Here is a 22,897-nt window from a genome sequence, read left to right on the forward strand (position 1 = left end):
TCGACGCTGCACCTGAAATCGTCGCCGGCCGCACCTTTGTTCCGATTCGCTTCATCGCCGAGACCTTTGGTTCCACGGTTACGTGGCTTCCTGAGACCAGGGGCATCACGATCACCCTTGGGAGCACCACCATTATCCTTCAAATCGAGAATGCAACCGGAGTCATCAACGGCAAGATCGTTGCGCTGGACGCTGCCCCGTACATCAAGAACAGTCGTTCGATGGTCCCCCTCCGCGTCATCTCCGAGTCATTCGGCAGCGACGTGGCCTGGAATGCTGCTAAGCACGTCATCACCATCACTCATTTGCTCCCGTAGTCTCGCGACTCTATCTTTCCCACCAGCCAGTCACAGAAAGGAAGACAGGACATCGTGGAAACGGTTGGCACACATTGTGCACCATAGATGGTGGAGGGGGTATTCATCCCAGCCGCTTGTGTGCGGCGAGTACTTGGCACTAAGCAGTCCTCGTGACAGCCAATGTTCTGCGGCTCTGCCGCGGCACGATCTCTGTGCCAATCGGTCGTATTCCACAATTCTCATTCAACCAAAGCTAAAAGGAGATCAAACAATGAAGAAATTCCTATCTATATTTGTCGCCCTTGCTATGGTGCTCAGCCTGTTCGCAGGCATCGGCGCCCGTTCGGCGAAGGCCGCTACGACGCTCACCGTGACACCATCCGGCAGCTTTGTCGGTGGCGCTGATGGTTCAGGTGCACTAGGCGTCGATGCCCTTGGCACTGTTACAAGTATTACTGACGGTACTCACGCCGTTGTAAACGTGACCAGGGCGGGCGCCGGCACGTTTGGCGCAACCCCCAATGTCAGCGTTCTTCGGGCTGTCGCTGGTGAGGCTTCCTCCGATCCAGACTGGGCCACTATAGGGGACCAGTGGATCACGTTCGCCGGCCCCGCCACGTTCGTTATCGGCGACATCGTTACTGTTGCAGCTTCCACTACGAATGGCGTCGGCACTGTCATATCCGCTAACAGCCCAACAACGCTCGCATATGTCCATGTGACGACCGCTGCTGTCGGCGTCATTGGTCCTGTTGTGATGAAATCTTTCGCCGCTGTCTCCTCCATTGATCCGAACTGGGAGATTGTCGGCAGNNGATGTTGCTATGGTTCAAGCGGTTGCAGCCGCTCCCGCGGTGGCTTTCTTGACGCTGGGTGGTACCGTTACTGCCGGGAACGTGGCGACTGTCACGTGGCAGGATACGAGTGGAGCATCGCACACTGCAACCTATACAGTGGCGGTGGGCGATTCCTTCACAAGTATCACCGCCGGGTTGGAAAATGCCATTAACGCTGTGGTTGGCGGCAACGTTATCGCTACCAATCCCAGTGCGTCTGTGATTACGTTGACTCAGACGGTCGCCGGCATTGCCGGCAATGGCAGGACGCTGACAACCGGCACCAGTGCCGTTGCTACTTCTCTCATCATCCATACGCTTGGTGGACAGACTCAACCGGTCTATGTTGAGATGGGCAAGACTATTCAACTGGTCGCAGTTGATCCCACTGGTGCAATTGTCGCTGCCACATGGACGTCGGACCTGCCAGCAGTCACGACCATTAATGGTAGTGGACTGGTGATGGCAATGGCGAGCTCAGGTGTCTCATTGATCACCGCCACCTATGGTACGTACAGTGGTCAGTTTGCAGTCAGTGCCATTCCTATGCAGACGATCACCAAGCTTGCCGTGAATCTCGTTCCTGCGAGCCTGAAGGTAGCCGGGCAGCAGCAGTTTGGCGCTATTGCGTCGAATGCAACGTACAGTGCGCTGGATTATACAACGCAGGCAGCCTGGACAGATACGCTTGCTGTCGCTGTTGTTTCCAACGTTGCACCTGCACAGGGTCTCATGACGTATGGGGCAGCTGAAACCGGCAATGTTTCGGCGTACGCTTTCGGCCTCACGACGACAGTCGCAGTCACCATCAACGCTGCCGGCGTTGTCACTATTACAACGGCCCCTGTTGCCGTCAAGAGGGTCATCGTCCTGACTATTGGCAGCGACATTGTGACTGTTGACGGCCAGGCTACCTCCATCGACGCTGCTCCTGAAATCGTCGCCGGCAGCACCTTCGTTCCGATTCGCTTTATCGCCGAGACCTTTGGTTCCACGGTTGCGTGGATCCCTGCGACCAAGAGCGTCACGATCGTCCTTGGGAGCACCACCATTGGTCTCCAGATCGGCAACAAAACTGCAGTCATCAAGGGCAAGATCATCGTTCTGGAAGCTGCTCCGTATATCAAGAACAGCCGCACGATGGTTCCTCTGCGCGTCATCACCGAGTCATTCGGCGGCGATGTGGCCTGGGATCCTATTAACCATATCATCACCATCACCTACCTGCTCCCGTAGTCTTGTGACTACACGGACTGTAGAAGCATAGGAACACGAAGGCCCCTGGGCAACCAGGGGCCCTTCCTTTGGTCTGTCATTCCCGCGGAGGCGGGAATCCATTCCTCCACCAGCCAGTCACAGAAAGGCATGCAGGACATCAGGAAAACGGTTGGCACAGATTGTGCACCATAGATGGTGGAAGAAGTTTTGTGGTGTGCTTCTGTTCTTCGCTCTTCTTCCTGCAGTTCCGCTCAGCAACCAAGCCGCTTGTGCGCGGTGAGGAGCAGATACCGCAGCGATGCGCGTTGAAAACTGAAAGGCAAGAGAGCACGTAGTACCCGGGTTGGGTAAACGTTACACAACCTGTTGTATCATTGTGTCTCATGTTTCATTGATTCACTGTTCGACCCGCGTTCTCGTATCTCAAGCTTCAGTATGGTTTCGTTCCCGCTCCATGCTGCAGGATTTGGCAGTCGGACCGCTTCACTTCTCAGGCAGGGCAAGGATGTGTCACCGCAGGATGCGCATGTACCTGGCGCACAGAACGCGGACTCCTTGCAGAGTTGCCTCCAGGGTCAGCCGTGCTTGCACGGCCCGAAGCAGTCCTTGTGACAGCTAATGTTCTGCAGCTCCGTCTGGCAGGGTACGGATCGGTCGAGAGCGTCTCTGCTCATATTGGCGGCAGAGGTAACTCGGGGCATATTCGAGAGATGGTTCACTCCAGCGGCTCTGCCGCGGCACGGCTTCCGTGCCAATCGGTCGTATTCCACAACCTTCATTCAACCAAAAAAAAGGAGATCATTCAATGAAGAAGTTCCTATCTATCTTTATTGCCCTTGCCATGGTGCTCAGCCTGTTCGCAGGCGTCGGCGCTCGTACGGCAAAGGCAGCAATGACGGCAGTTACAATAACCGGCACTGCCACAGCTCGCGTAGGTGCTGTATTAACAGCAGTAGCAACAACACCAGTAGGAGCAGTAACTTATGTGTGGCGGAATTGTGCTACAGTAGGTGGCACATATGCAGACATTGTTGGAGCAACAGCAGTCAATTACACACCTGTTGTAGGCGATGTAGGTAAGTTCATCAAAGTTGTAGCAACAGACACGACTCCAACTACTATGACAAGTGTTGCAACCGCAGCAGTCTTAGCTGCCCCCGCAATCACCAGCACGGCAATAGCAAATGCAGCAGTGAATCCGACCGTAGTGGTAACACTTGCGAACGATGTATTCACCGCGGCAGCAGGCACTGTTGGTAACTGGACGATCCCAGTAGCAGCCGGTCTTACGCCGCTCATGGCTACCATAAACAGTGCTACTGCTGTAACTATATCTTTCACTGGAACAGCAGTAGCAGGAACTGTAGTCATAACGGCTCCTGCAGCGATTCTTTTTAATAATTCGGTGCCCAGTAACGCACTCAACGTAGTCGTACCGGCGCCAGTCTCGCTTATCCAATTAACAATCTCAGCTCCCACACTGACGACGACGAAGGTAGCTGATGGCACCACAACAGCATTAGTGACAGCAGGAGTATTGGCTGGAGTTGTTAGTCCTGATGTTGTCACAGTAACTGCAGCAGCAAATTACACTAGTAATGGCACTGGCACCTCTTTCGCAGGTGTCGGGACAGGCAAGACCATCACCGTCGTTTATACACTCCACGGAGCAGATGCAGCGAAGTATATTGCACCGGTAACCGATTCATCAGTAGTAACTGGTGCGATTACAGCAGCTCCGAATTCTGTTGCTCCCCAGGGCACTGTTACATTAACTGCGACACAGCCAAATGGAGCGACCAGCGTCCTTCTGAGATGGACTTATTTGCCCAACGCTGGCGATGTGACAGCTTTCCAGATCTATCGCAACGGCAACCCAACTCCCATCGCTTATGTTGCTGCAGGTACGACGACATATACTGATGCAGCGACTGTTGCCGGTCAGTACTATACTTATTCCGTTACGCCCATAAATGGCGCGCTCGTCGGTACGCCGTCTTTCAGCGTGTCCATTCTTGTCACGGCTGCCACGGCTGCCACGACCACCACTAGCACGCTTGGCTTAACGACGACCGGCACGTTTGTCGGCGGCGTTGATGGTTCAGGCGCAGCAGGTGTCAATGGCGTTGGTACCGTTGTAGGCCCGATTGACGCTACTCACTATACCGTCGCCGTGACTACGGCAGCCGTTGGCTCTTTTGACATGACCAGCGGTCTCTACACCCAAGCTTACCGCTGGACTGGCGCGACTTCCACGACCAGTGGTAACTGGGCTTATACGGGCATAGAGACGATCACACTTGATACTCCTACATCCACTATCACTATCGTCCCCGGCATGAAAATCGCAGTTGACGCCAGCGGTACTATGGGCGTCGGCAGGGTCTTATCCGTTTACAATAACACCCTAGTTGTCAATATGACGACTGCTGCTGTCGGAGTCATTGGTGGCAAGGTTTACCAGGTCAGCACCGTTAAGTCCTTTGATACGAACTGGGAGACTGTTGGCGCTACTCAATCCATCGGATTCAGTGCCGCTATTTCTCCGGCTCTGGTGAATGGGGACAAGCTTGTTGTTTACATGGCCCAGGCTGTTCCAGCTACATCAGCAACTGCTTTCGTAATGGTCACTGGTGTCCCTGTTGTTGGGGACGTCGCGACCATCACGTGGCAGGATACTCTCGCCGCATCGCACAGTGTGTCATGGACTGTGGTTGCTAGTGATCTCACTGGTACTCCCGCTAACAATGTCGCCATGGATTTGGCGAACCTCATCAACTCTCTCGATTTGACCACTGGCAATGTTAGTGTTATTGACCTGCCTACTGGTTCTGTGATTCAGTTGACGCAGGATGTCGGTGGTGTTGCCGGCAATGGCAAGACGCTGACAGGCACGACCACCGCTGCCGTTGTCCCCACACTCACCATTTCTACGCTTGGCGGACTGACTCAGCCGGCCTATGTAGAACAGGGCAAGACTATTAAGCTGGTCGCGAAGGATGCCACTGGCGCAGTTGTTAGCGTCACTTGGACGTCCAGCGCGATCGTCAATGCTACTGTCGACACCACCGGACTCGTGACGGCGGCCTCTGTCGCCTCAAATCTCACAGGTGTTACTGTGATTACTGGCACCTCTGGCACTGCCACTGGTGTGTTTGCAGTAGTTGTCATTCCTGTGCAGGTAATCACCAGCCTTAAGATCAATCTTGTTCCAGCTGTGCCCGTATCCACCACCTCGCAGCAGTTTGGCGCTATCGCGTCGAACGCAACGTACAGTGCGTTGGATTACACGACGCAGGTAGTCTGGACAGATGCTCTTCCTGTTGCCAGCATTGCTGCTGTAAATGGCCTTCTGACCTACTCGACCGATGAAACCGGCAATGTTTATGCGGCTGCCGGTGGCATCACTGCCACGGCTGCAGTCAAGGTCGCCACTGGCGTTGTTACTCTTGTAACGGTCGTCGGTCCTGTCACGAAGGTTGTCGTTCTGACTATTGGCAGCGACATTGTGACTGTTGACGACAAGGCTACCACTGTCGACGCTGCTCCTGAAATCGTCGACGGCCGTACCTTTGTTCCGATTCGTTTCATCGCCGAGACCTTTGGTTCCACCGTCACGTGGCTTCCTGAGACCAAGGGCATCACGATCGTTCTTGGCGACACGACCATTGGCCTTCAGATTGGCAATGCAACTGCCGTCATCAATGGCACCATCATCGCTCTGGACGCTGCTCCGTACATCAAGAACAGCCGCACGATGGTTCCTCTCCGCGTCATCACCGAGTCATTCGGCGGCAACGTGGCATGGGATCCTATTAACCACATCATCACCATCACCTACGTGCTCCCAGTTGTCCCAGCTGCATAGTCTCGCGACTACACAGACGGTAGAAGCACAGTAACACGAAGGCCCCCGGGCAACCGGGGGCCTTTTGCATTTCCAGGCAGGAAGGAATGGATTCCGATTCGTCTTGCCCGCGCAGGCCACTACTCTGTCACTCCCGCGCAGGCGGGAGTCCACTCTTGGTTCGACGCATGGGTTCCCGCGCAAGCGGAGTGAGACATTAAAGTATTGGAATTCCCCCCTAGAGTGGACTGCATCAGCGTTTGTGGTAATCATGGCACGTTTGATCAGGAATACTCTCAGACGACGCACCGCTCCCGTGTCTCTTGTCTAGCCTCTTCCCGTGGCTACAATTCCTTGATGATGTTACACTAGTACTCGAAAGCAGCAGCGTCGCCATTTCAATAGTTGACACCAAGGGGGGGCAGCATGGCACGTGAAAAGGCAAAGGGCAACACGACAGGAGCGAATGTCGGTTTCGAAGCCAAACTCTGGAACATGGCTGAGTTTTTGTGCGGGATGATCCGGGAAATGATGCAGACACGGTTGTCAGGTGCTGGTCTATATTGTCGCTTGACAATATTAACGCATAACGTTATTATATTGCCATGATTAAGTCCTTTGGCGACAAAGAGACCGAAAAGGTTTGGAACAAGCGGTTTTCGTCGAAGCTGCCGCCGGATATTCAACAGGGGGCGCTGAATAAGCTTCGGAGGATCAATGCGGCATCGTCCTGGATTGATCTTGATGTGCCGAGAGGTAATGGATTGGAGAAACTCAAAGGCGATAGAACCGGGCAGATATCCATTCATATCAATGATCAGTGGAGGATCTGCTTCTACTTCAAAGATGGTGAAGCCACAGAAGTATCTATCACCGATTACCACTAGTTTAGGGGGTGACATTATGAATACACTTCATGAACCTACGCCTGGAGAGATTCTGAAGAGTGAGTTCTTGGATGCGTACGGTATTACGCAGTACCGTCTGGCTGTCGATGCCAAAATGCCGCCGACTCGCGTTTCGGAGATTATCCGCGGCAAACGCAGCATTAGTCTAGATACTGCTCGCAGGCTCTCCCAGTATTTCGGTACTACTGTTTCCTTCTGGATAAACTTGCAGGTACAGTATGACCTTCTGACCACGGACCCGAAGGTGAAGAGGGAAATTGCCAGAATTAGTCCGGTCACGTCCGTCGCTCGAACAAAGAGAGACCGTCCTGCTGGAAAGCAGAAAGCTGATTCATCGCCTCCAGCTTTCGTTCTCCGGTCAGCCTAGAGCGTTAGTCCAGCTCCAGTTGATTTTTCGTACTGCCGTCCAATCAGGACATGGCCAATTTGCCAGATCCCGATTGGACGACTTGCAATGTATGCGTAAGCTCCCTGCCTTAGCTACGCACAAACACTTGTCTCCCGATTCGTCTTGCCCGTGCAGGCGGGCATCCAGTTCGTTCTACGTCGGTGGATTCCCGCCTGCGCCGAGGAACGCCACTCGTATTGCAGAGAAATACTCGTGAGGAGCACCCCTCAGAAGTGCCCCTCGTATTAAGAAGAAATACTCGGGGGGAACGACAAGGGGGGCATGGGTTGCGCACCGGCGTGTGCTGGATATACTTGCACCTGTACATAGCACAGTCATCTACAGCGAGGCAATGACATGGAACAGGTTCTGCAGTCTGTTGATCTCGTCCTGAACACCGTTTGGGCCCGTCTGGCTTTCGGCGTGGCAGCCGTTGCCGTCCTGGTCATCGGAGTCGTTCTTCTCGTGCAGTGGAAGCATCAGCGTACGCGCCTGGCGATGGTATTTGGACAGGCTGCGGACCCGTCGTTCTACACACGCATCGACACGTTGACTCGTGCCTTTGACCAGCAGACCGCCACGCAGAACGAATTGCGGGCCGCCTGCGCGGATCTCGAGAAGACCGGCCATCGCTTCTACGACTCCGTGAACATCGAGCACTATGACGCATTTGCGGGACAGGCGGGGAAATTCAGCTTCTCGCTGCTTATGCTCAACCGCAATGGAGCGGGGATTATCCTGACGTCGCTCACGAGCACCCAGGGCAGCAAGGTCTATGTGAAACGGATTGAGAATTGGAAGAGTGACGCGGCGCTGAGCCGCGAAGAGGAGGANNTATACTGTCGTACGTGGGTGTTATTTCCGGGCAATGCTTGCCTGGACGAGACCCTAATTCTTGCAGTGTTCTGAAAAAGCGAGGCGATGATGGCGAAAAAGGCTTCAGTCGAGAAGAAGAGCAAGCGCACCTGTTACTCGGTCGTGATCGTTCCACAGTACGAAGGTCGCACACATCAGTTCAAGGTCTCACGTCTGGCCATCTACAGCGTCATCACTGTCGTTATCCTCTTTTTCTCAGGCTTCGCCTACGCCATGGCGCAGAACACGCAGCTCAAGAACACCGTCGCCCAGTACGACGGCATGGGTCTCGATCAGGTCGTACGCCTGCAGGCAACTCAACTTGATGCAGCAAACGAGGCCATCAGCACCAGCAACACGGAAGTGACGGCACTCAAGAAGTATGTCGACTATCTGGGTACCCTTGATGCCAAGGTCCGCAAGACGCTTGGCGTCAGCAGCAGTGTCTCTCTGGCGTCCATCCTCAAAACGACGGCTACGCCGACCCTTTCTGTCAGCCGTGGCCTGGGCGAAGCTGCAACACAGCTGTCGACGTCGACTGCGGTCGTGCAGAAAGAAGCCCAAACTCGTGAGAAGAATCTTATCGTCCTCCAGGACGCAGCCTCCAAGTACAATTCGATCCTCGCGAAGACCCCTTCCATCTGGCCGCTCTATGGTCTTATTACTTCGGCGTTTGGCTGGCGCTCCAACCCCTTCGGCGGCAGCAGCGGCGAAGAGCATGACGGCGTCGACATTGCAGCTCCGTACGGCACAGCGATTCGCGCGACGGCAGACGGCACGGTGGTGCAAGTCGGCTGGAACGGCACCTACGGCATTTCGGTGACACTGTACCATCGGAACGGCATCGAGACCTTGTACGGCCACATGAGCCGCATGGCCGTGTCCGCAGGCCAGACCGTCAAGAAGGGCCAGGTGATTGGCTATGAGGGATTGACCGGTCGTACCACTGGTCCACACTGCCATTATCAAGTCATGATCAACGGTACCCCAGTGAACCCGATGACGTATCTCGACTAGGCGGAGGAGACAGCCATGGCATTTGGACCATCCAAGACTACAGAGAGCAAGACCGCGTCTTTCTTTGCCCACGACCTCGTCGTGAAGGGTGACGTCGAGAATCAGGGAGACCTGCACATCGAGGGTCAGATGCACGGTAACGTCACCGGCGACGGGACAATCACTGTCGCCGAACAGGGCGAGGTGCATGGTAACGTCGAAGGGCGTCTGGTCGTCGTGATGGGGCGTGTCGAGGGAAACGTCACGGGCGTGGAGAAGGTCGAGGTCTTGGAGAAGGCGACCGTCAAGGGTGATGTCACGGGTGCGCGCATCTCCGTCGAGGAGGGTGCATCAGTGTCTGGTAAGTTCGACACGACTCCCCGAGAGGTCGGGATCCCGAGCGCCAAGAGCTAGTCTTCCACAACATATGAATGACGCGGCCGGCGCTTGGTTCATGGTGCCGGTTTTCTCTATGCGGAGTGCCGGCCCTCTGTCGTTCCCGCCCCCCTCTGTCGTTCCCGCGAAGGCGGGAACCTATGCGTCGAACCAAGGATGGATTCCCGCATGCGCGGGAATGACAGATTAAGAGACTCCGGTGCGCGGGAATGACAAGCTTGCAGGACGGCTCTGCTTTTTTCGTCGTTCCCGCGAAGGCGGGAACCCACGCGTCGAACCAAGGATGGATTCCCGCATACGCCGAAAGCACCCCTCGTATTGAAAAGAAATACTCGGGGGGGAATGACAGATTAAGGGACTCACATGCGGGGAAATGACAGATTAAGGGACTCCCGTGCTATACTCTAATTAACGAGATGATCTGGCTCGAGCGACGGTGACCTGAAGGACTGTCTGCTGGAGGGGTACGATGGGTGAAGGCAAACTGGCCGAGTTTCCGGCTCGCACAATTCTCGAAGTGCTGTTCACCAAGGATCCAAGTGCACTTCTGTCTGCCACGACGAGGGCGGCCCGGTACGACGTTGTTGTCGGCCGCAGTGGTATTCGTTACGCAAGTCGGGGACAGCTGGGTGGCGAGACCGCACTGTTTCTCCTGCTTATGGAGACCGACGGCACGTTCGCGCTGGGGCCCGTCACCTCGGATTATGGATCCAACTGCGTCTTCCAGAACCTGAGCGACGTCGATGCCAGGTTTGCAGAGTGGAAGAAACGCTTGACCGGTACTGATCTTCGATTCCTGGATCCCGGACGCCTCTACTGGTGGCGCAGCAAGCTCAACAAGGATGTGCAGCAGCTGGCCGCTCCGGAATATGACATTGCGCAACTGACCAGGGACCGTGCACAGACCGCCGATTCGCTGGCGTCCGTGCTCGGACTGGACGTGCTCGAGGTTTCCAGGACGCTGAGCCGGATGACGCGTCAGGAGTCCTTTGAGATCGTGCCATTCGTCCGCTCGCCACGTCAGGGGACGTACCGATCTGTCGTGGCCTCGCGTGACGCACTGCTGGCCAATGCTTTCTGGCAGAACGTCTGTGGCGGGGAGATGCCGCTGCAGTGGGACAGCCATGAGCTGCTGTACCGGCGGACTGTCTCCCATCCTGCGTACGACCTGTCGACAGTGTTTGTCATGCAGGTGCTGGACGACACGATGAAGGATATGGTGCGACTTGCTGACGTTCTCTTCTTCCTGCTGTCGGACCTGCCCTCCGACGAAGAGCGCTATCTGGCGGACCTGCGTGCTCTCAACCCGACGATGTCCGTGTTCTTCTGGGGTTCCAGACGGCGCAAGTGGGCTCGCCGTGTTCAGCAGTCCGTGCATTTTACGACTCCGCTGGAGCGCGAAGCCGTCTTGCAAGCTTTGGATGTGTTCCTGTAGGCGAAAAGATTGGTTCGTTTGGGGAGGTACGCGAAATGAGTGGAGGATACTGGAATCGCGTCCTGGTTGTCGATCTGCAGCAAGGGACGTCACGTGACGAGGTACTCAACGCGGGGGCGCGGGACCTTCTCCTTGGTGGGTCAGGCTTGGGCGCATGGCTGTGGGAGCATCATTCGGTGTCGGGCGCGGGTGCTCTCGAACCGGGGAATGCACTGGTCTTCGCTGCAGGACCGCTGACGGGGACATTCGCCCCGACGTCCGGCAGACACGAGGTCGTTACACGCTCTCCCGCAACCGATGCCTATGGCGAAGGGGACGCAGGCGGCACGTTTGGAACAGCCCTGAAGCGAGCTGGGTACGACGCGTTGGTGATCACGGGTTCGGCGGTGCGCGCGAGCGTCCTTGTCGTCGATGGAGACCAGGTTCGGCTCGAGGACGCGGCAGACCTCTGGGGCAAGGATGTCATCGATGTCGACACGGCCCTGCGGACACGCCTGGGAGGTGGTTTCTCCACTGCGCTTATCGGTCCTGCGGGCGAGAACCTTGTTCTCTTGGCCAACATCGTGCACGACGGGGCGGATGCGCGTGTGGCAGGACGTGGTGGGCTTGGCGCCGTCATGGGGTCGAAACTGCTCAAGGGCGTCGCGGTGCGGGGTACGAAGCAGGTCCCGGTGCACGACCCTGACGCACTGAAGCAGTTGATGCGAGAGACGGTTCCCGCCATGCGCGAGCAGGCCATCGGCATGCACCTGTTTGGTACGACCGGGGGTGTGCAGCGTGCAGAGGAAGCCGGAGACCTGCCGATCAGGAACTGGCGCGACGGGAGCTTTCCACAGGCTGCTGCGTTGAGCGGCCAGGCCATCGCCGAGCGCCTTACCGGCCGGTACCACTGTGCCGGCTGTCCCATCGGGTGCGGCCGTACCGTGCGCCTGCATGTCGAGGGCCACGAGGGGCAGAACGGAGCAGGGCTGGAGTACGAGTCGGTTGGGGCACTTGGGTCATTGCTCATGCTCACAGATCTCGACGTCGTCGAGCAGGCTGCCTCCCTCTGCAACGTCTTCGGTCTGGACACCATCTCGACCGGCGGAACGCTGGCGACGGCCATGGAGGCTCGGGAACTGGGGCTGGTCACTGCTGCTGACACTGACGGCATCGACCTTGTGTGGGGCAATGGCGCAGCAGTCCTCGCCATGATTCCACGCATCGCCCGGCGGCAGGGCTTCGGTACACGGCTGGCAGACGGCTCCCGCAAGTTTGCCGCGTCGGTTGGACACCGCGAACTGGCCATCGAAGTCAAGGGCATGGAGTTGCCGGCACACGACCCACGGGCCTACGTTTCGCTGGGTCTGGGCTATGCCACCGCAACGCGTGGTGCGTGCCACCTGCAGGGATTCAGCTATGCGTTCGAACGGGCGGCGACGATGCCGGAGATTGGGCTGACTGCGCCGATGGACCGTTTCGACCATACCGGCAAGGTTACCATGGTCAAAGCCACACAGGACCTGATGGGTCTGTTCGATAGTCTCAAGTTCTGCAAGTTTGCCATCTACGGAGGCCTGAACCTCACGCAGATGGGCCAGTTCCTGACCGCCGTGACTGGGCGTCGGGTGGACACGGACGAACTCATGGAGATCGGTGAGCGCATCTACACCTACAAACGCCTGCTTGCCACACGCATGGGCATCTCCAGGGAGGACGATACGCTGCCTGAGCGCTTGCTGAGCACCGACCGGGGTGGGAGTGTTGCAGGGCATCTTGCCTGGCTTGACGCGGACGTGTTGAATGAGTACTATGACCTCAGGGGCTGGGACCGTCTGGGCGTTCCGACGGTCGCAACGGTGAAACGGTTGAACATCGACCAGTTGAGCATCGTTGGCCCGGCGCCTGAGGGATGAGACCTGTGTTGAGACAACGGAAGCGTGGACATACACTGAACATGCAGAAGGTCGTGATGCTGATTGCCTGCTTCGTCATCGGCTATCTTATCTGGAGCACGGTTTCGGCGCTCGCCTATCTGGCCAAGGCGGACCGGTTGACGACAAGCACGTTTGCCGAAATGCAACAGGTCAGTGCACAGACGCTCGAACAGCAGAAGGCCATGGAGTATCATGTGACCCCGGCCTATATCGAAAAGGCCGCGCGTGAGGACATGCTCATGAGCAAGAGGAACGACACCGTCATCCTCTTCCCTGTGGACCGCACAGCCCCAGAGCCGGTTCCTCCTGCTCAGACGCTTCTGCCTCGCGTGCTGAACCAGCTGATCACATGGGTCAAGGGATGGTTCTAGGGGTTGTATTTTGGCCTAGGCACTATATATTGTTCTGTTGGAGCCTGCCACGTCGGCAGAGCTATCCCCCACAGAGGTGAGTGACTACTTTAATGGCCGAAGAGCACCGCATCAAGCTAACCGAAGGCATTGTCGTCAAGATCGTTCCGTTTGGAGCGTTCGTCAAGACAGACACTAATGAGGTAGGTCTGGTTCACATCTCAGAAATCAGTGACACCTACGTCAAGGACGTCAACCAGTTCCTCAAGGAAGGGGACAAGGTCATCGTTCGTGTCATTGGCCGCAACAAGGATGGCAAGCTCAACCTGTCCATCAAGGCTGCCAAGGCCGCCGGTGGTGCCGAAGGAACGCCTGCCGTGCCCGCTGCGGAAGGTAGCTCCCCCGTTCAGGCTTCTGCGCCAAGTGCGCCATCTTCTCCCCGCCCCTCCTACAGCGCGCGTCCCTTCCACGAAAAGCCTTTGTTGAGCCCCTTCGACATGATGATGAAGCGGTATCTGCAGGATTCACAGGAGTGGCAGGTCGACAAGAAGAAGCGGACAGAGCGCAAGCGCGGATAGCGTCTCGCTTTTCCTGACTTGACAGAGGCTGTCGCCTCTGCTACTATGTTCCAGTTTTCCAGCGCCCTGTGGCGGCGTAGCTCAGTTGGTTAGAGCATTCGGCTCATACCCGGAGTGTCGAGGGTTCGACTCCCCCCGCCGCCACCACTGTACCATTTCGGGACTGTCCCATAACTGTAACACTCTCGCAACAAGACGCACCCTCACCCTCAGTCATGGCAACATCCGACATCCATGGTTGTTGCAGAAATGACACGGTGACCTGCCCCCAAGGCTGAAATCTCGTCCCCGGCACATGTTCTTGCAATTGTTGACGCGGGCGGGAGCCTGACACAGACTATGGTGTTACGGCTCTTAATAGGGGAGGCACCCATGAGAAGAATGCATCTGCTGAACGTCCTGGTAGCCATACTCCTGGTCGCAGGACTCCTTGTCCCGTCGGCAGCCACCGCTTTGTCGTCAACGACGATCAAGCTGTGGATTGGCAACGCGTCCATGTCCGTCAATGGTGTGCAGAAACCGATCGACGCACAAGGAACCAAACCCGTCATCGTCGCAGGCAGGACACTTGTGCCTATTCGCGCTGTCATCGAAGCGTTCGGTGGTTCCACTGTCTGGGAATCCTCTACGCGCAAGGTCACCGTCACGCTGGGAAAGAATTCTCTCGACCTCTGGATCGGCAAATCACAGGCATCCCTGAACGGCATCGCCCTTGCGATCGATGCAGCAAACTCTGCGGTTGTGCCCGTCATCACGAATGGACGGACGATGCTTCCTCTCCGGTTTGTCGCAGAATCGCTTGGTATCGGCGTTCAATACGACGCGACGACCAGGATGATTACGCTCATGTTGGCTCCCCAGGGACCGCCAGCGCCTCCCCCGGGGGTTTCATGGATTATCTCCACAATGGATAGCACCGGGGATGTTGGTAAGCACACATCTATCGCAGTGGATGCGAATGGAAAGGTTCATATAAGCTACATTGACTTGACGAATGGAAAGCTCAAATATATGACGAATGTAACAGGAAGTTGGGTTACTTGGATAGTAGATAGTGCCGGTGATTACGACACTGGCATTGCCGTAGACGCCAATGGTAAGTGCCACATCGTTTATGATGGTACGGGTGGCGACCTGAAGTATGCGACAAATGCAACAACAGCAAGCGGAGTAAGTTCAATAGTAGAAGGCGGAGCCTGGTCCGGGCTTATGGGCGGGGACTCCATTGCCCTCGATTCATACGGTAAGGCTCATATAAGCTACTTCAGAGCATCTGACCTGGATCTTAAATACGCCACAAATGGTTCAGGTACCTGGTCGACTTCCATACTAAAAATTGGTGGAATGCCAGCATATTCGGCCTCCATCGGGATGGATTCTGATAACAACATCCATATCAGTTACTATGACGATGCTTTGCCGGATAGCATAAAATACGTTACCAACATGTCAGGCTCATGGGTCGTAACTACAATAGCCACAATAGGAATGGCTGCCGGCTGGAAGACCTCCCTGGCTGTTGATTCAAACAACAAGATCCACATTTCTTATTATGATTCGACGAATGATGCACTCAAGTATGCATCCAATGCCTCAGGCATATGGCAGACGGAAACCGTGGATAAGAGTTCTGGCGGCGTCTGGGATGCATCCCTTGCCGTTGACAAGGCAAATGGCAACCAGGTCCATATGGTTTATAGCTCCAATTCTGGCTTTAAGTACGCGACAAAGTCGGCTGGCACATGGCAGATATCTACAATAGATGAATCATGGACGGGTAGGTATAACTCCATTGCCATAGGCTCAAGCTCAATTCATGTCAGCTACTACGACGGGTACAACTTGAACCTTAAATATGCAACGAAGCCATTACTTTAAGAAGAGGGAGTTAAATTCTGCGAGCGGCAGGTTCCAATTGGAATCGCCTGGGCCCACCATTGTACCATTCTCGGGACAGAAGCACCCCTCAGAACGCCCCTCAGTACGCCCCTCGCATTGAACCGAAATACTCGGGGGTATTGGGAAGAAATACTCGGGGAATACGCCCTTCGCCTTGGACAAAGGGGCTCAGGGGTCTTGAACAGAAAGGCTCGGGGGGTTCCAAACTGTAACACTCTCGCAGCAAGACGCACCCTTACTCTCAGTCATGGCAACATCCGGTGCCCATGGTTGTTGCAGAAATGGCACGGTGACCCCCCACCGATGTAAGGATGGATTCCCGCCTTCGCGGGAATGACGGAGGCGCGGGAATGACGGAGAGGAAGGCGGGCATAACGACATTCTACAACATGCAGAGCGGCCGCAAGTTCGCGGCCGCTCTCTTCATTCCTGAGGTGCTCGGTCTTGGTCTTCAGTGATTCCTGAAGGCTATCCCATGTAAGCGTTCTTCCAGTCGACAATTCCCAGCGCCGACTGGTAGAAGTTCTTGATGTGTTTACTCAGGAGCACCGGGCTCGTGCAGTAGTAGATTGGAAGAATGGGGAAGTCTGTCATGAGGATCTTCTCTGCAGCGTGCAATGTCGCCATGCGTGCCTTCGGGTCGACCGTCGCTTTGGCCTTTGCGATGAGAGCATCGTAAGGCTTGTTGCTCCAGCCGGTGTGGCTGGATCCGCCACCCGTTACAAACATGTACAGGAACGTGCTGGCGTCCATGTAGTCACCAGTCCATTGCACCAACGCAAGATTGAAGTTCATGTGTATCAGGTCATCCACGAAGACGCCGAGCTCCTCGTTCCTGAGGGTGCAGGTGATACCAAGGTTCTTCTTCCACATCCCCTGGATCGCCTCGCAAATAGTTTTGGTCAGGTTGGAGGTGTTGAAGAGCAGTGCGAAGGCGGGGAACCCTTTGCCGTTGGGATAACCGGCCTGAGCAAGCAGCGCCTTTGCCGTCGTGATATCGTCATCCTTGTAGAATGAACCACCCAGAGTGCGGAAATCGCTGCCAGGGAGCGCATCTGGCATGCCATTGGGAACAATAGCCAGCGCGGGAACCTCTCCGCCTCTCGTGATGGACGTAGTGATGCTCTTGCGGTCGATTGCCAGGAGCAAGGCCTCACGGACGCGGACGTCGTTGAACGGCTTCTTGGTGACATTGACCCGATAGAACAAGGTCGCGAGGGACGGAAGGATTTGTGCATCGCCTGAGGCGACCAGCTTGGGCAACTCCGAGAGGGGTACGGTGGAGGAGGCGTCCAGTTGACCGCTCTGATACATCGAAAGTGCAGTCGACTCATCCTCGACCATGAGGTAGGTGATCTTCGTGAGCTTGACATTGTTCCTGTCCCAGTACGTCGGGCTCTTCTCAAAGACCATCTTCTCGTTGTGTGACCATTGCGTGAGCTTGAACGGTCCGTTGGTGACGTAGTTCGTCAGATCGGCGGCCCACTTGTCATTTGTGCTGACAACAGCCTTGCAGACCGGCATGTACGTCGGGAACGCCGTCAAGCTGAGAAAGTAGGCGGTGGGCGACTGGAGGTAGACCTTGAGCGTCTTGGCGTCCAGTGCCCTGACGCCGACGTTCTTGCTGGGGTCGATCTCTTTCGTGCTTGGAACAGGGACAACCTTGCCCCCAACGGTCTTCGTAAGAGGATTGCCTTTGGCATCGACAGCCTGAACATAGTACTTGCTGCCGACCTTGATGGATGTGTTGAACGCTTCACCACCATAGATGTAATAGGCCTGCCAGGCGTATGCGGAAGCCAACTCCGGGCTGAGCGCGCGCTTCCACGCATACTCAAAATCGTATGCAGTGACGGGCGTTCCGTTCGTCCAGTACGCATCGCGAAGCGTGAAGATGTAGGTCTTCCCGTCCTTGGAGATCGTCCAGCTCTTCGCGATCGCGGGCTGCGGGACACTCTTGCTGTCGAGACGTGTCAACCCGTCAAAGACCTGCAGGTCGATGTTGACATCCGCAAGGGTAGCTGTAATGCCTGGATCGAGCGTAGCAGGCTCGGTCCCCAGGTTGTATGTTACCTCCTGAGCAACAGCCCTTGCCGAGGGTACGACAGACAGTCCGCCAAACAACGAGACCACAAAAACAAGTATCAAGACAAGTGACAGTGCTTTCCTCATTAAATAGCCTCCCCCGTCACAACAGGATTTGTTGCCCGTGTGACTATTTCTCATGCTATCAGGGGGCGGCAAAAATAGAATGAATACAATGTGGGGGCGGCTCTCCTCGGGGGTCTTGAAAATCCTGGTCCGATGCCCAGCTCCGTGCATGAGGCCAGCGTGATGAGTCGATGCGCAGTTGTTGACGTGGACGGGGATCCGGCACACACTATGGCGTTGGTATCCCTAATGGAGGAGGAGTATGAGAAAAACACATCATCTGCTGAGGGTCTTGTTGACTATCGTGCTGCTGGTCTTCTTGTTTCGGGGTGCAAACGAGGCAAGGAACAGTTAGAACGACCGGTGCAGAGCTCGTACCAGGAGAAACTGAACGAGGATTTTCTGTCCACCGCTCCTGATTCTGGACAGGGGAGAGTATACATGAAGAGACTCTGTTCACTGGCACTGGCCATTGCATTGCTGGCCACCATGTTCGCCCCCTTTGCTGCTGCACGCGCAGCTGGTTTCACCGACGTTACAGCAACCTACTGGGCTCACGACGATATCATGTATTTGTCACAAAACGGTATCGCCGTCGGTTACACCGATGGGACCTTCCGCCCTGAGGGCAAGGTCACCCGCGAGGAATTCGCCAAGATGATCGTGGTGGCGAAGAAGCTTGCGCTCGTCAAACCCGCTCGTCCTACCTTCACCGACGTCTCATCCTCTCGCTGGTCCTACGGGTACGTCGAAGCGGCCGTCAAGGCCGGGTACGTCAAGGGGGTCACGTCGACGACCTATGCTCCTGCCGCCCCGATCAAGCGCCAGGATCTCGCTGTTCTGCTTGTCCGTGCAGCCGGCAAGGAACAGACCGCACTTTCGGCCCCGGTCAATGCGATCTTCGCCAATGACCAGGCCGCAGTTGGCGCATACGCCCTGCCTGACCTTGCCTATGCTGTCAGTCCTGCAGCCCAGTTTCTGGTCTGGGACACCAAGCGCAACATCAACCCGGTGAGCCCTGCCACGCGCGCGGATTGCGCTCATGGCATCTACATGTCCCTGTTCCCGCCTAAGACTTTTGGTGATTCTGCCATTGAGCTCGTTGTCAAGAACTATGGTCATTGCCGCACGTTGGCCCCAGAAACCTGGGTCATGACTGGCAATGACCTAAGTACTGCTTGTGACATATGGTCGCCGGACAAAGAAATGCATGCCGGCTGGTGGATCGCCTTTGTTTATAGTTATATGTACCCGACCATTGATGACTTTATCAATGCCTGGATGCCCATGGCGGGATACAAGGAGGTATCGTTGGGCTCGGGGACCGATTTGGGTTATGGATTTACCCAGCGAACCTTTGAAGCCTCTGGTACGAAGGGCTGCTTGTTTTACAAAACATATGATGCGCCAGCACTCGGTGGCTATATAGTTTCGACCTATTTCGCCAATACGACGAGTGATATTTGGGATTCGCAGGGCGCGATTCCTTCATTTGTTGCGCTTTCTATACGTGCCGTATCTCAATTGAGACCTGATACGTCCACAGTGGTTTCAGGTGGTGGTGGGAATCCTAGTTCTCCTGACGATAATCCTGAAGTGGATCTATCCGCTAAATGGCAAGAAGCCATCATGGGGTTCGAAAACGTCTATTCCCCGTCTACGGGCGAACATTATGAGGCACCACTTACTTCTGAATGGGATACAGGTCCAGAAGGTCCTGGGTATTACCGCGATTTGCCAGGTGGAGGATATGAAAAGCTCGAGCCCGGGTTCGGAGGTTACTAACTAAGGAATCCATCCTCCTTCACATAGGTGATACAGCAGAATGCATAAATTCTGATGTTACTTTGGTCGCGGCGTAGCTCAGTTGGTTAATACAAGAGCCCAAGTTTTGAAAAATTCTCATATTCTTTGCGAGCGTCAATTTGAGCGCTTTTTCGGGCATCGTCTACGAATTGAACATTTCTCTCTAAAAGGGAAACCACATAAGGGTCCAGAGAATGATTTTTCGCCATTGATGCGATAGTAGATAGTGCCTTCTCTATGCCCATTCCTTCCCTGTACGGGCGGTCTTCAGAAACAGCAGTAAATACGTCAGAAACAGCCATTATTCGAGAACCCAGTGGAAGGTCAAAGGCACTTATATGGAATGGATAACCTGAACCATCAAGTCTTTCGTGGTGGAAAGAAGCCCACTGATTGATTGTTTTGAAGTCTTCCATATGTGACAGTATTCTATACGTATGATAGGTATGACTTCTCACTATGTTGAGTTCTTCCATTGATAGTTTATCGGGCTTTTCCAGAATCTCCTTGGGGACAGCAAGCTTACCTAAATCGTGTAGATACCCTGCAATTGCCATCATACTACATTCCTTTTCGGAAAAACCTGCCAACCTTGCAAGCGCCACAGAGGTTGCAGAAACCCCGCTACTGTGAGTTGCCGTAAACCTGCTTCTAAAGTCAATGATTCGCGAAAGGATTTTTGTCAACTTTTGGATTGATTCTATGTCAAAAATGACGAGGGGCAAACTGTGTATTCTATTTAGTTCAAGGTCAAGGTTTGGAGAAGAAGTATCAAGCCAGAAATACTCCTTGCCTGATAGTTTTACAAATGCGTCAACAAATTCAGGCACAAATACCTTGCCTGAAAGGTTTTTTATCTTTTCTGTTATACCCCTGGCTTGGCCTAAAACTTCATGGTCATAGTCAATAAGCACCGAGATGCGATCTGCAAGGTGCAGTATCAGACTTTCAGCTGGAACAACCTCGCCGTTGACCAAATGTCCATTACCATTATCCCACTGGATATGATGGTATCGAATAATCTTTGCTTCATCTGAAAGCGCTTCAAAATCTCTCAAAAGCAAATAGCCCAATTCTGCATGTCTATTAAAGGATGAGTCTTCATCAAAATGCAAAATGTCCAGCCTTTCCTTTAAAGAAATAGACCCAACATCATGCAACAAGCTTGCAAAGAATAGTTTTCTCGCTTGCTCAATATTCAATCCCAATTCCTTACCAATACTCCAGGCAATATAGGCAACCCTTCTCTGATGATCTACTAGCATCGGGTTTACTGCGTCAATAGCTGCTGATAGACTTAAAGCAAAGTCAAAAAGAGAAAGATGAAAATCATCTATCAACATACAAGCCTCCTTATATAGTGATACGACGGAAATACGCTCAATATAAATCATACCATTTTCGAAATCTTAGTCACGCATCGATTCATCCAGGATGGAGGTGGACCAACTCTGCAAACTCACGAGAAAAAATGTGTGAAGGATGACAGAATATTGCTGATCCTTTGGATGAGAAAAGAGAGGAGTAGGGGATAGGCCAGCCGTTAGTGGAGACTGTTACACGAACGGAACCGTCCCGAGAATGTTACACCCCGGCGTCGATGACGATGACGCCGGGGTGTTTGCTGCTACTTGCGCTCAGACACGAGCTTTTCGAGGGGTTCGATCCAGCGGGTGCGCATGAAGTCGAAACCCTTCTGCCAGAAGGCTTTGTCGCGCGGGTCGATGCCTGCGAGACCAAGGATCTCGGCAGGAGTCATGGCGCTGCCGGTCTCGAGGATGCGGTAGTAGACGGGCTTGAACTTCTCGCCTTCCTCCAGGTACTTCTGGTACAGCGACAGGACGACGAGTTGTGCGAAGTTGTAGGCGTAGACGTAGAAGGGCCACAGGAACATGTGCTGGACGATCGCCCATTCCATGTCGTAGTGTGCGGGGATGGTGACGGAATCACCAAACATGTTGACCAGCTCCTCGTGATAGATGGAGCGGAGCTCATCGGTGGACAACTGATGGTCGGCGATGAGACCGTGCGTACGCGTCTCGAAGCGGTGGAACATGTTTTGACGGAATGTCGTGGCAAAGGCCGACTCGAGCTTGGAGCAGTAGAGTGCGATCTTCTCCTCAGGGTCCTTCATGCGGCTCAGCAGGTAGTCGGTGACGAGCATTTCGCCAAAGACCGAGGCCACTTCGGCGAGGGGCAGGATGGCGTCGCGGTTGACCGCAGTCTGCTTGGCGGACAGGATGCCGTGCATGCCGTGTCCCAGTTCGTGCGCCATCGTCTCCACGTCGCGGCCGGCCCCAGTGAAGTTGAGCATGATCCATGGATGTGCGCCGGGGAGATTGAAGGTGCAGAAAGCCCCGCCTGTCTTGTTGGGCAGGGTGCGACCGTCGATCCAGTTCTTGTCAAAGAACTCCTGGATGATGTCGTGTGCTCGCTGGTCGAACTTGGCGTATGCATCCAGGACGATGGTCCTGGCGTCGTTCCACGTGTATTTGTGGGGCTTGGCGCTGATGGGTGCATAGATGTCCGCCAGCGTGAGCTTCTTGCTGTTCAGAAGGCGCGCTTTGAGGGTGTAGTAGCGCTCGACGATGTCAGTGTTGTCTCTGGTGACGTCGGAGAGGGTATTGACGACCTCCGCGTCCAGCTCGTTGTCCAGGTTCCGCATGCCCATCGGTTCGTCGAAGTGACGTAGCTCGCACTCGATCTGGTGGTCCTTGAGCAGGGTGTCGAAGACGTTGGTGATGACAAGGCTGTTCTCCGCGTACTTGCCAAAGTACTGTTTCATGGCACGTGCGCGCAGACGCGAGTCGGTGCTTTCCCGTAGTGAGCGGACCTGTTCGCCGTTCATGACCTTGCGTTCGCCCTTGACGGTGACCGTGAACTTGAACGAACTCGTCAGCTCCTGGTAGATGCGCTGTATAGCTAGCTTGCCCGTCAGGTCACGCTTGCTGAGCAACATCTCTTCTTTCTCACTGAGGAGATGCTGTCTCTGTTTGCGCAGGAACAGCAGGTAGTGGCG

17 protein-coding genes, 1 tRNA gene and 1 pseudogene are annotated in these 22,897 nt (G+C 55.0%); 16 read left to right on the forward strand and 3 right to left on the reverse strand.

Features of this window, described 5'->3' with window-relative positions; all coding sequences use genetic code 11:
* The 15 genes from SMC3_RS04530 to SMC3_RS04600 all read left to right on the forward strand — a co-directional run.
* Positions 1–317 (forward strand): copper amine oxidase N-terminal domain-containing protein (locus SMC3_RS04530; RefSeq protein WP_133299373.1); only part of this gene is annotated, 317 nt, incomplete at its 5' end.
* 1,550 nt (positions 318–1,867) lie between these two features.
* Positions 1,868–2,371 (forward strand): copper amine oxidase N-terminal domain-containing protein, encoded by a 504-nt coding sequence (locus tag SMC3_RS09710; protein ID WP_243623367.1) that lies wholly within the window; start codon positions 1,868–1,870, stop codon positions 2,369–2,371.
* Positions 2,372–3,158: 787 nt separating this feature from the next.
* The gene (locus SMC3_RS04540; protein ID WP_119089877.1) at positions 3,159–6,221 is read left to right on the forward strand and encodes a copper amine oxidase N-terminal domain-containing protein; all 3,063 of its coding nucleotides are present in this window, start codon (positions 3,159–3,161) and stop codon (positions 6,219–6,221) included.
* Between the two features lie 405 nt (positions 6,222–6,626).
* Complete coding sequence (locus SMC3_RS04545; RefSeq protein ID WP_119089878.1) at positions 6,627–6,809, forward strand: hypothetical protein; 183 nt, start codon at positions 6,627–6,629, stop codon at positions 6,807–6,809.
* Complete coding sequence (locus tag SMC3_RS04550) at positions 6,806–7,087, forward strand: type II toxin-antitoxin system RelE/ParE family toxin (protein ID WP_119089879.1); 282 nt, start codon at positions 6,806–6,808, stop codon at positions 7,085–7,087. The genes SMC3_RS04545 and SMC3_RS04550 overlap by 4 nt, the downstream gene beginning before the upstream one ends.
* 16 nt (positions 7,088–7,103) lie before the next feature.
* A complete protein-coding gene (locus SMC3_RS04555; RefSeq protein ID WP_119089880.1) occupies positions 7,104–7,475 on the forward strand; it encodes a HigA family addiction module antitoxin in 372 nt (123 codons plus the stop codon).
* A 378-nt stretch (positions 7,476–7,853) separates the two neighbouring features.
* Positions 7,854–8,405 carry a DUF4446 family protein gene (locus SMC3_RS04560; RefSeq protein WP_119089881.1) on the forward strand — a complete coding sequence of 184 codons (552 nt, stop codon included), beginning with the start codon at positions 7,854–7,856 and terminating at the stop codon, positions 8,403–8,405.
* Between the two features lie 15 nt (positions 8,406–8,420).
* Positions 8,421–9,368: a M23 family metallopeptidase gene (locus tag SMC3_RS04565; protein ID WP_207799665.1), complete on the forward strand. Its 948-nt coding sequence runs from the start codon at positions 8,421–8,423 to the stop codon at positions 9,366–9,368.
* 15 nt (positions 9,369–9,383) lie between these two features.
* Entirely contained in the window at positions 9,384–9,761 is a 378-nt protein-coding gene (locus SMC3_RS04570) for a bactofilin family protein (RefSeq protein WP_119089883.1), read from the forward strand.
* Between the two features lie 451 nt (positions 9,762–10,212).
* Positions 10,213–11,178 carry a hypothetical protein gene (locus tag SMC3_RS04575; RefSeq protein ID WP_119089884.1) on the forward strand — a complete coding sequence of 322 codons (966 nt, stop codon included), beginning with the start codon at positions 10,213–10,215 and terminating at the stop codon, positions 11,176–11,178.
* Between the two features lie 35 nt (positions 11,179–11,213).
* Positions 11,214–13,073: an aldehyde ferredoxin oxidoreductase family protein gene (locus SMC3_RS04580; RefSeq protein WP_119087088.1), complete on the forward strand. Its 1,860-nt coding sequence runs from the start codon at positions 11,214–11,216 to the stop codon at positions 13,071–13,073.
* Positions 13,074–13,081: 8 nt separating this feature from the next.
* Positions 13,082–13,465 (forward strand): FtsB family cell division protein, encoded by a 384-nt coding sequence (locus SMC3_RS04585; RefSeq protein ID WP_119087087.1) that lies wholly within the window; start codon positions 13,082–13,084, stop codon positions 13,463–13,465.
* A 92-nt stretch (positions 13,466–13,557) separates the two neighbouring features.
* Complete coding sequence (locus SMC3_RS04590) at positions 13,558–14,022, forward strand: S1 RNA-binding domain-containing protein (protein ID WP_119087086.1); 465 nt, start codon at positions 13,558–13,560, stop codon at positions 14,020–14,022.
* A gap of 70 nt (positions 14,023–14,092) precedes the next feature.
* Positions 14,093–14,169, forward strand: a tRNA-Met gene (locus SMC3_RS04595).
* A 225-nt stretch (positions 14,170–14,394) separates the two neighbouring features.
* Complete coding sequence (locus SMC3_RS04600) at positions 14,395–15,900, forward strand: stalk domain-containing protein (protein WP_165846575.1); 1,506 nt, start codon at positions 14,395–14,397, stop codon at positions 15,898–15,900.
* Between the two features lie 489 nt (positions 15,901–16,389).
* Here SMC3_RS04600 and SMC3_RS04605 read toward each other — a convergent pair whose 3' ends face one another.
* Positions 16,390–18,093, reverse strand: a complete 1,704-nt coding sequence (locus tag SMC3_RS04605) for a peptide ABC transporter substrate-binding protein (RefSeq protein WP_165846576.1) — start codon at positions 18,091–18,093, stop codon at positions 16,390–16,392.
* Between the two features lie 420 nt (positions 18,094–18,513).
* On the opposite strand from SMC3_RS04605, the gene SMC3_RS04610 reads away from it, so the two are divergent.
* Positions 18,514–19,857, forward strand: coding sequence for an S-layer homology domain-containing protein (locus SMC3_RS04610; RefSeq protein WP_165846577.1), 1,344 nt, complete (start codon positions 18,514–18,516; stop codon positions 19,855–19,857).
* Positions 19,858–19,943: 86 nt separating this feature from the next.
* On the opposite strand, the gene SMC3_RS04615 is transcribed toward SMC3_RS04610, so the two are convergent.
* The gene (locus tag SMC3_RS04615) at positions 19,944–21,221 is read right to left on the reverse strand and encodes an HD domain-containing phosphohydrolase (RefSeq protein WP_119089887.1); all 1,278 of its coding nucleotides are present in this window, start codon (positions 21,219–21,221) and stop codon (positions 19,944–19,946) included.
* Positions 21,222–21,505: 284 nt separating this feature from the next.
* A pseudogene (locus SMC3_RS04620) lies at positions 21,506–22,897 on the reverse strand (M3 family oligoendopeptidase); the annotation flags it as partial.

Source organism: Candidatus Cryosericum hinesii (assembly GCF_003570985.1).
Taxonomy (GTDB): Bacteria; Caldisericota; Caldisericia; order Cryosericales; family Cryosericaceae; genus Cryosericum; species Cryosericum hinesii.

What these genes read in the sequence shown, in the direction of transcription:
- SMC3_RS04545 (WP_119089878.1), top strand. Translation starts at nt 6,627, where the DNA reads ATGGCACGTGAAAAGGCAAAGGGCAACACGACAGGAGCGAATGTCGGT.
- SMC3_RS04555 (WP_119089880.1), top strand. Translation starts at nt 7,104, where the DNA reads ATGAATACACTTCATGAACCTACGCCTGGAGAGATTCTGAAGAGTGAG.
- SMC3_RS04590 (WP_119087086.1), top strand. Translation starts at nt 13,558, where the DNA reads ATGGCCGAAGAGCACCGCATCAAGCTAACCGAAGGCATTGTCGTCAAG.
- SMC3_RS04575 (WP_119089884.1), top strand. Translation starts at nt 10,213, where the DNA reads ATGGGTGAAGGCAAACTGGCCGAGTTTCCGGCTCGCACAATTCTCGAA.
- SMC3_RS04570 (WP_119089883.1), top strand. Translation starts at nt 9,384, where the DNA reads ATGGCATTTGGACCATCCAAGACTACAGAGAGCAAGACCGCGTCTTTC.
- SMC3_RS04615 (WP_119089887.1), bottom strand. Translation starts at nt 21,221, where the DNA reads ATGTTGATAGATGATTTTCATCTTTCTCTTTTTGACTTTGCTTTAAGT.
- SMC3_RS04540 (WP_119089877.1), top strand. Translation starts at nt 3,159, where the DNA reads ATGAAGAAGTTCCTATCTATCTTTATTGCCCTTGCCATGGTGCTCAGC.
- SMC3_RS04580 (WP_119087088.1), top strand. Translation starts at nt 11,214, where the DNA reads ATGAGTGGAGGATACTGGAATCGCGTCCTGGTTGTCGATCTGCAGCAA.
- SMC3_RS04550 (WP_119089879.1), top strand. Translation starts at nt 6,806, where the DNA reads ATGATTAAGTCCTTTGGCGACAAAGAGACCGAAAAGGTTTGGAACAAG.
- SMC3_RS09710 (WP_243623367.1), top strand. Translation starts at nt 1,868, where the DNA reads ATGACGTATGGGGCAGCTGAAACCGGCAATGTTTCGGCGTACGCTTTC.
- SMC3_RS04605 (WP_165846576.1), bottom strand. Translation starts at nt 18,093, where the DNA reads ATGAGGAAAGCACTGTCACTTGTCTTGATACTTGTTTTTGTGGTCTCG.
- SMC3_RS04565 (WP_207799665.1), top strand. Translation starts at nt 8,421, where the DNA reads ATGGCGAAAAAGGCTTCAGTCGAGAAGAAGAGCAAGCGCACCTGTTAC.
- SMC3_RS04600 (WP_165846575.1), top strand. Translation starts at nt 14,395, where the DNA reads ATGAGAAGAATGCATCTGCTGAACGTCCTGGTAGCCATACTCCTGGTC.
- SMC3_RS04610 (WP_165846577.1), top strand. Translation starts at nt 18,514, where the DNA reads ATGAAGAGACTCTGTTCACTGGCACTGGCCATTGCATTGCTGGCCACC.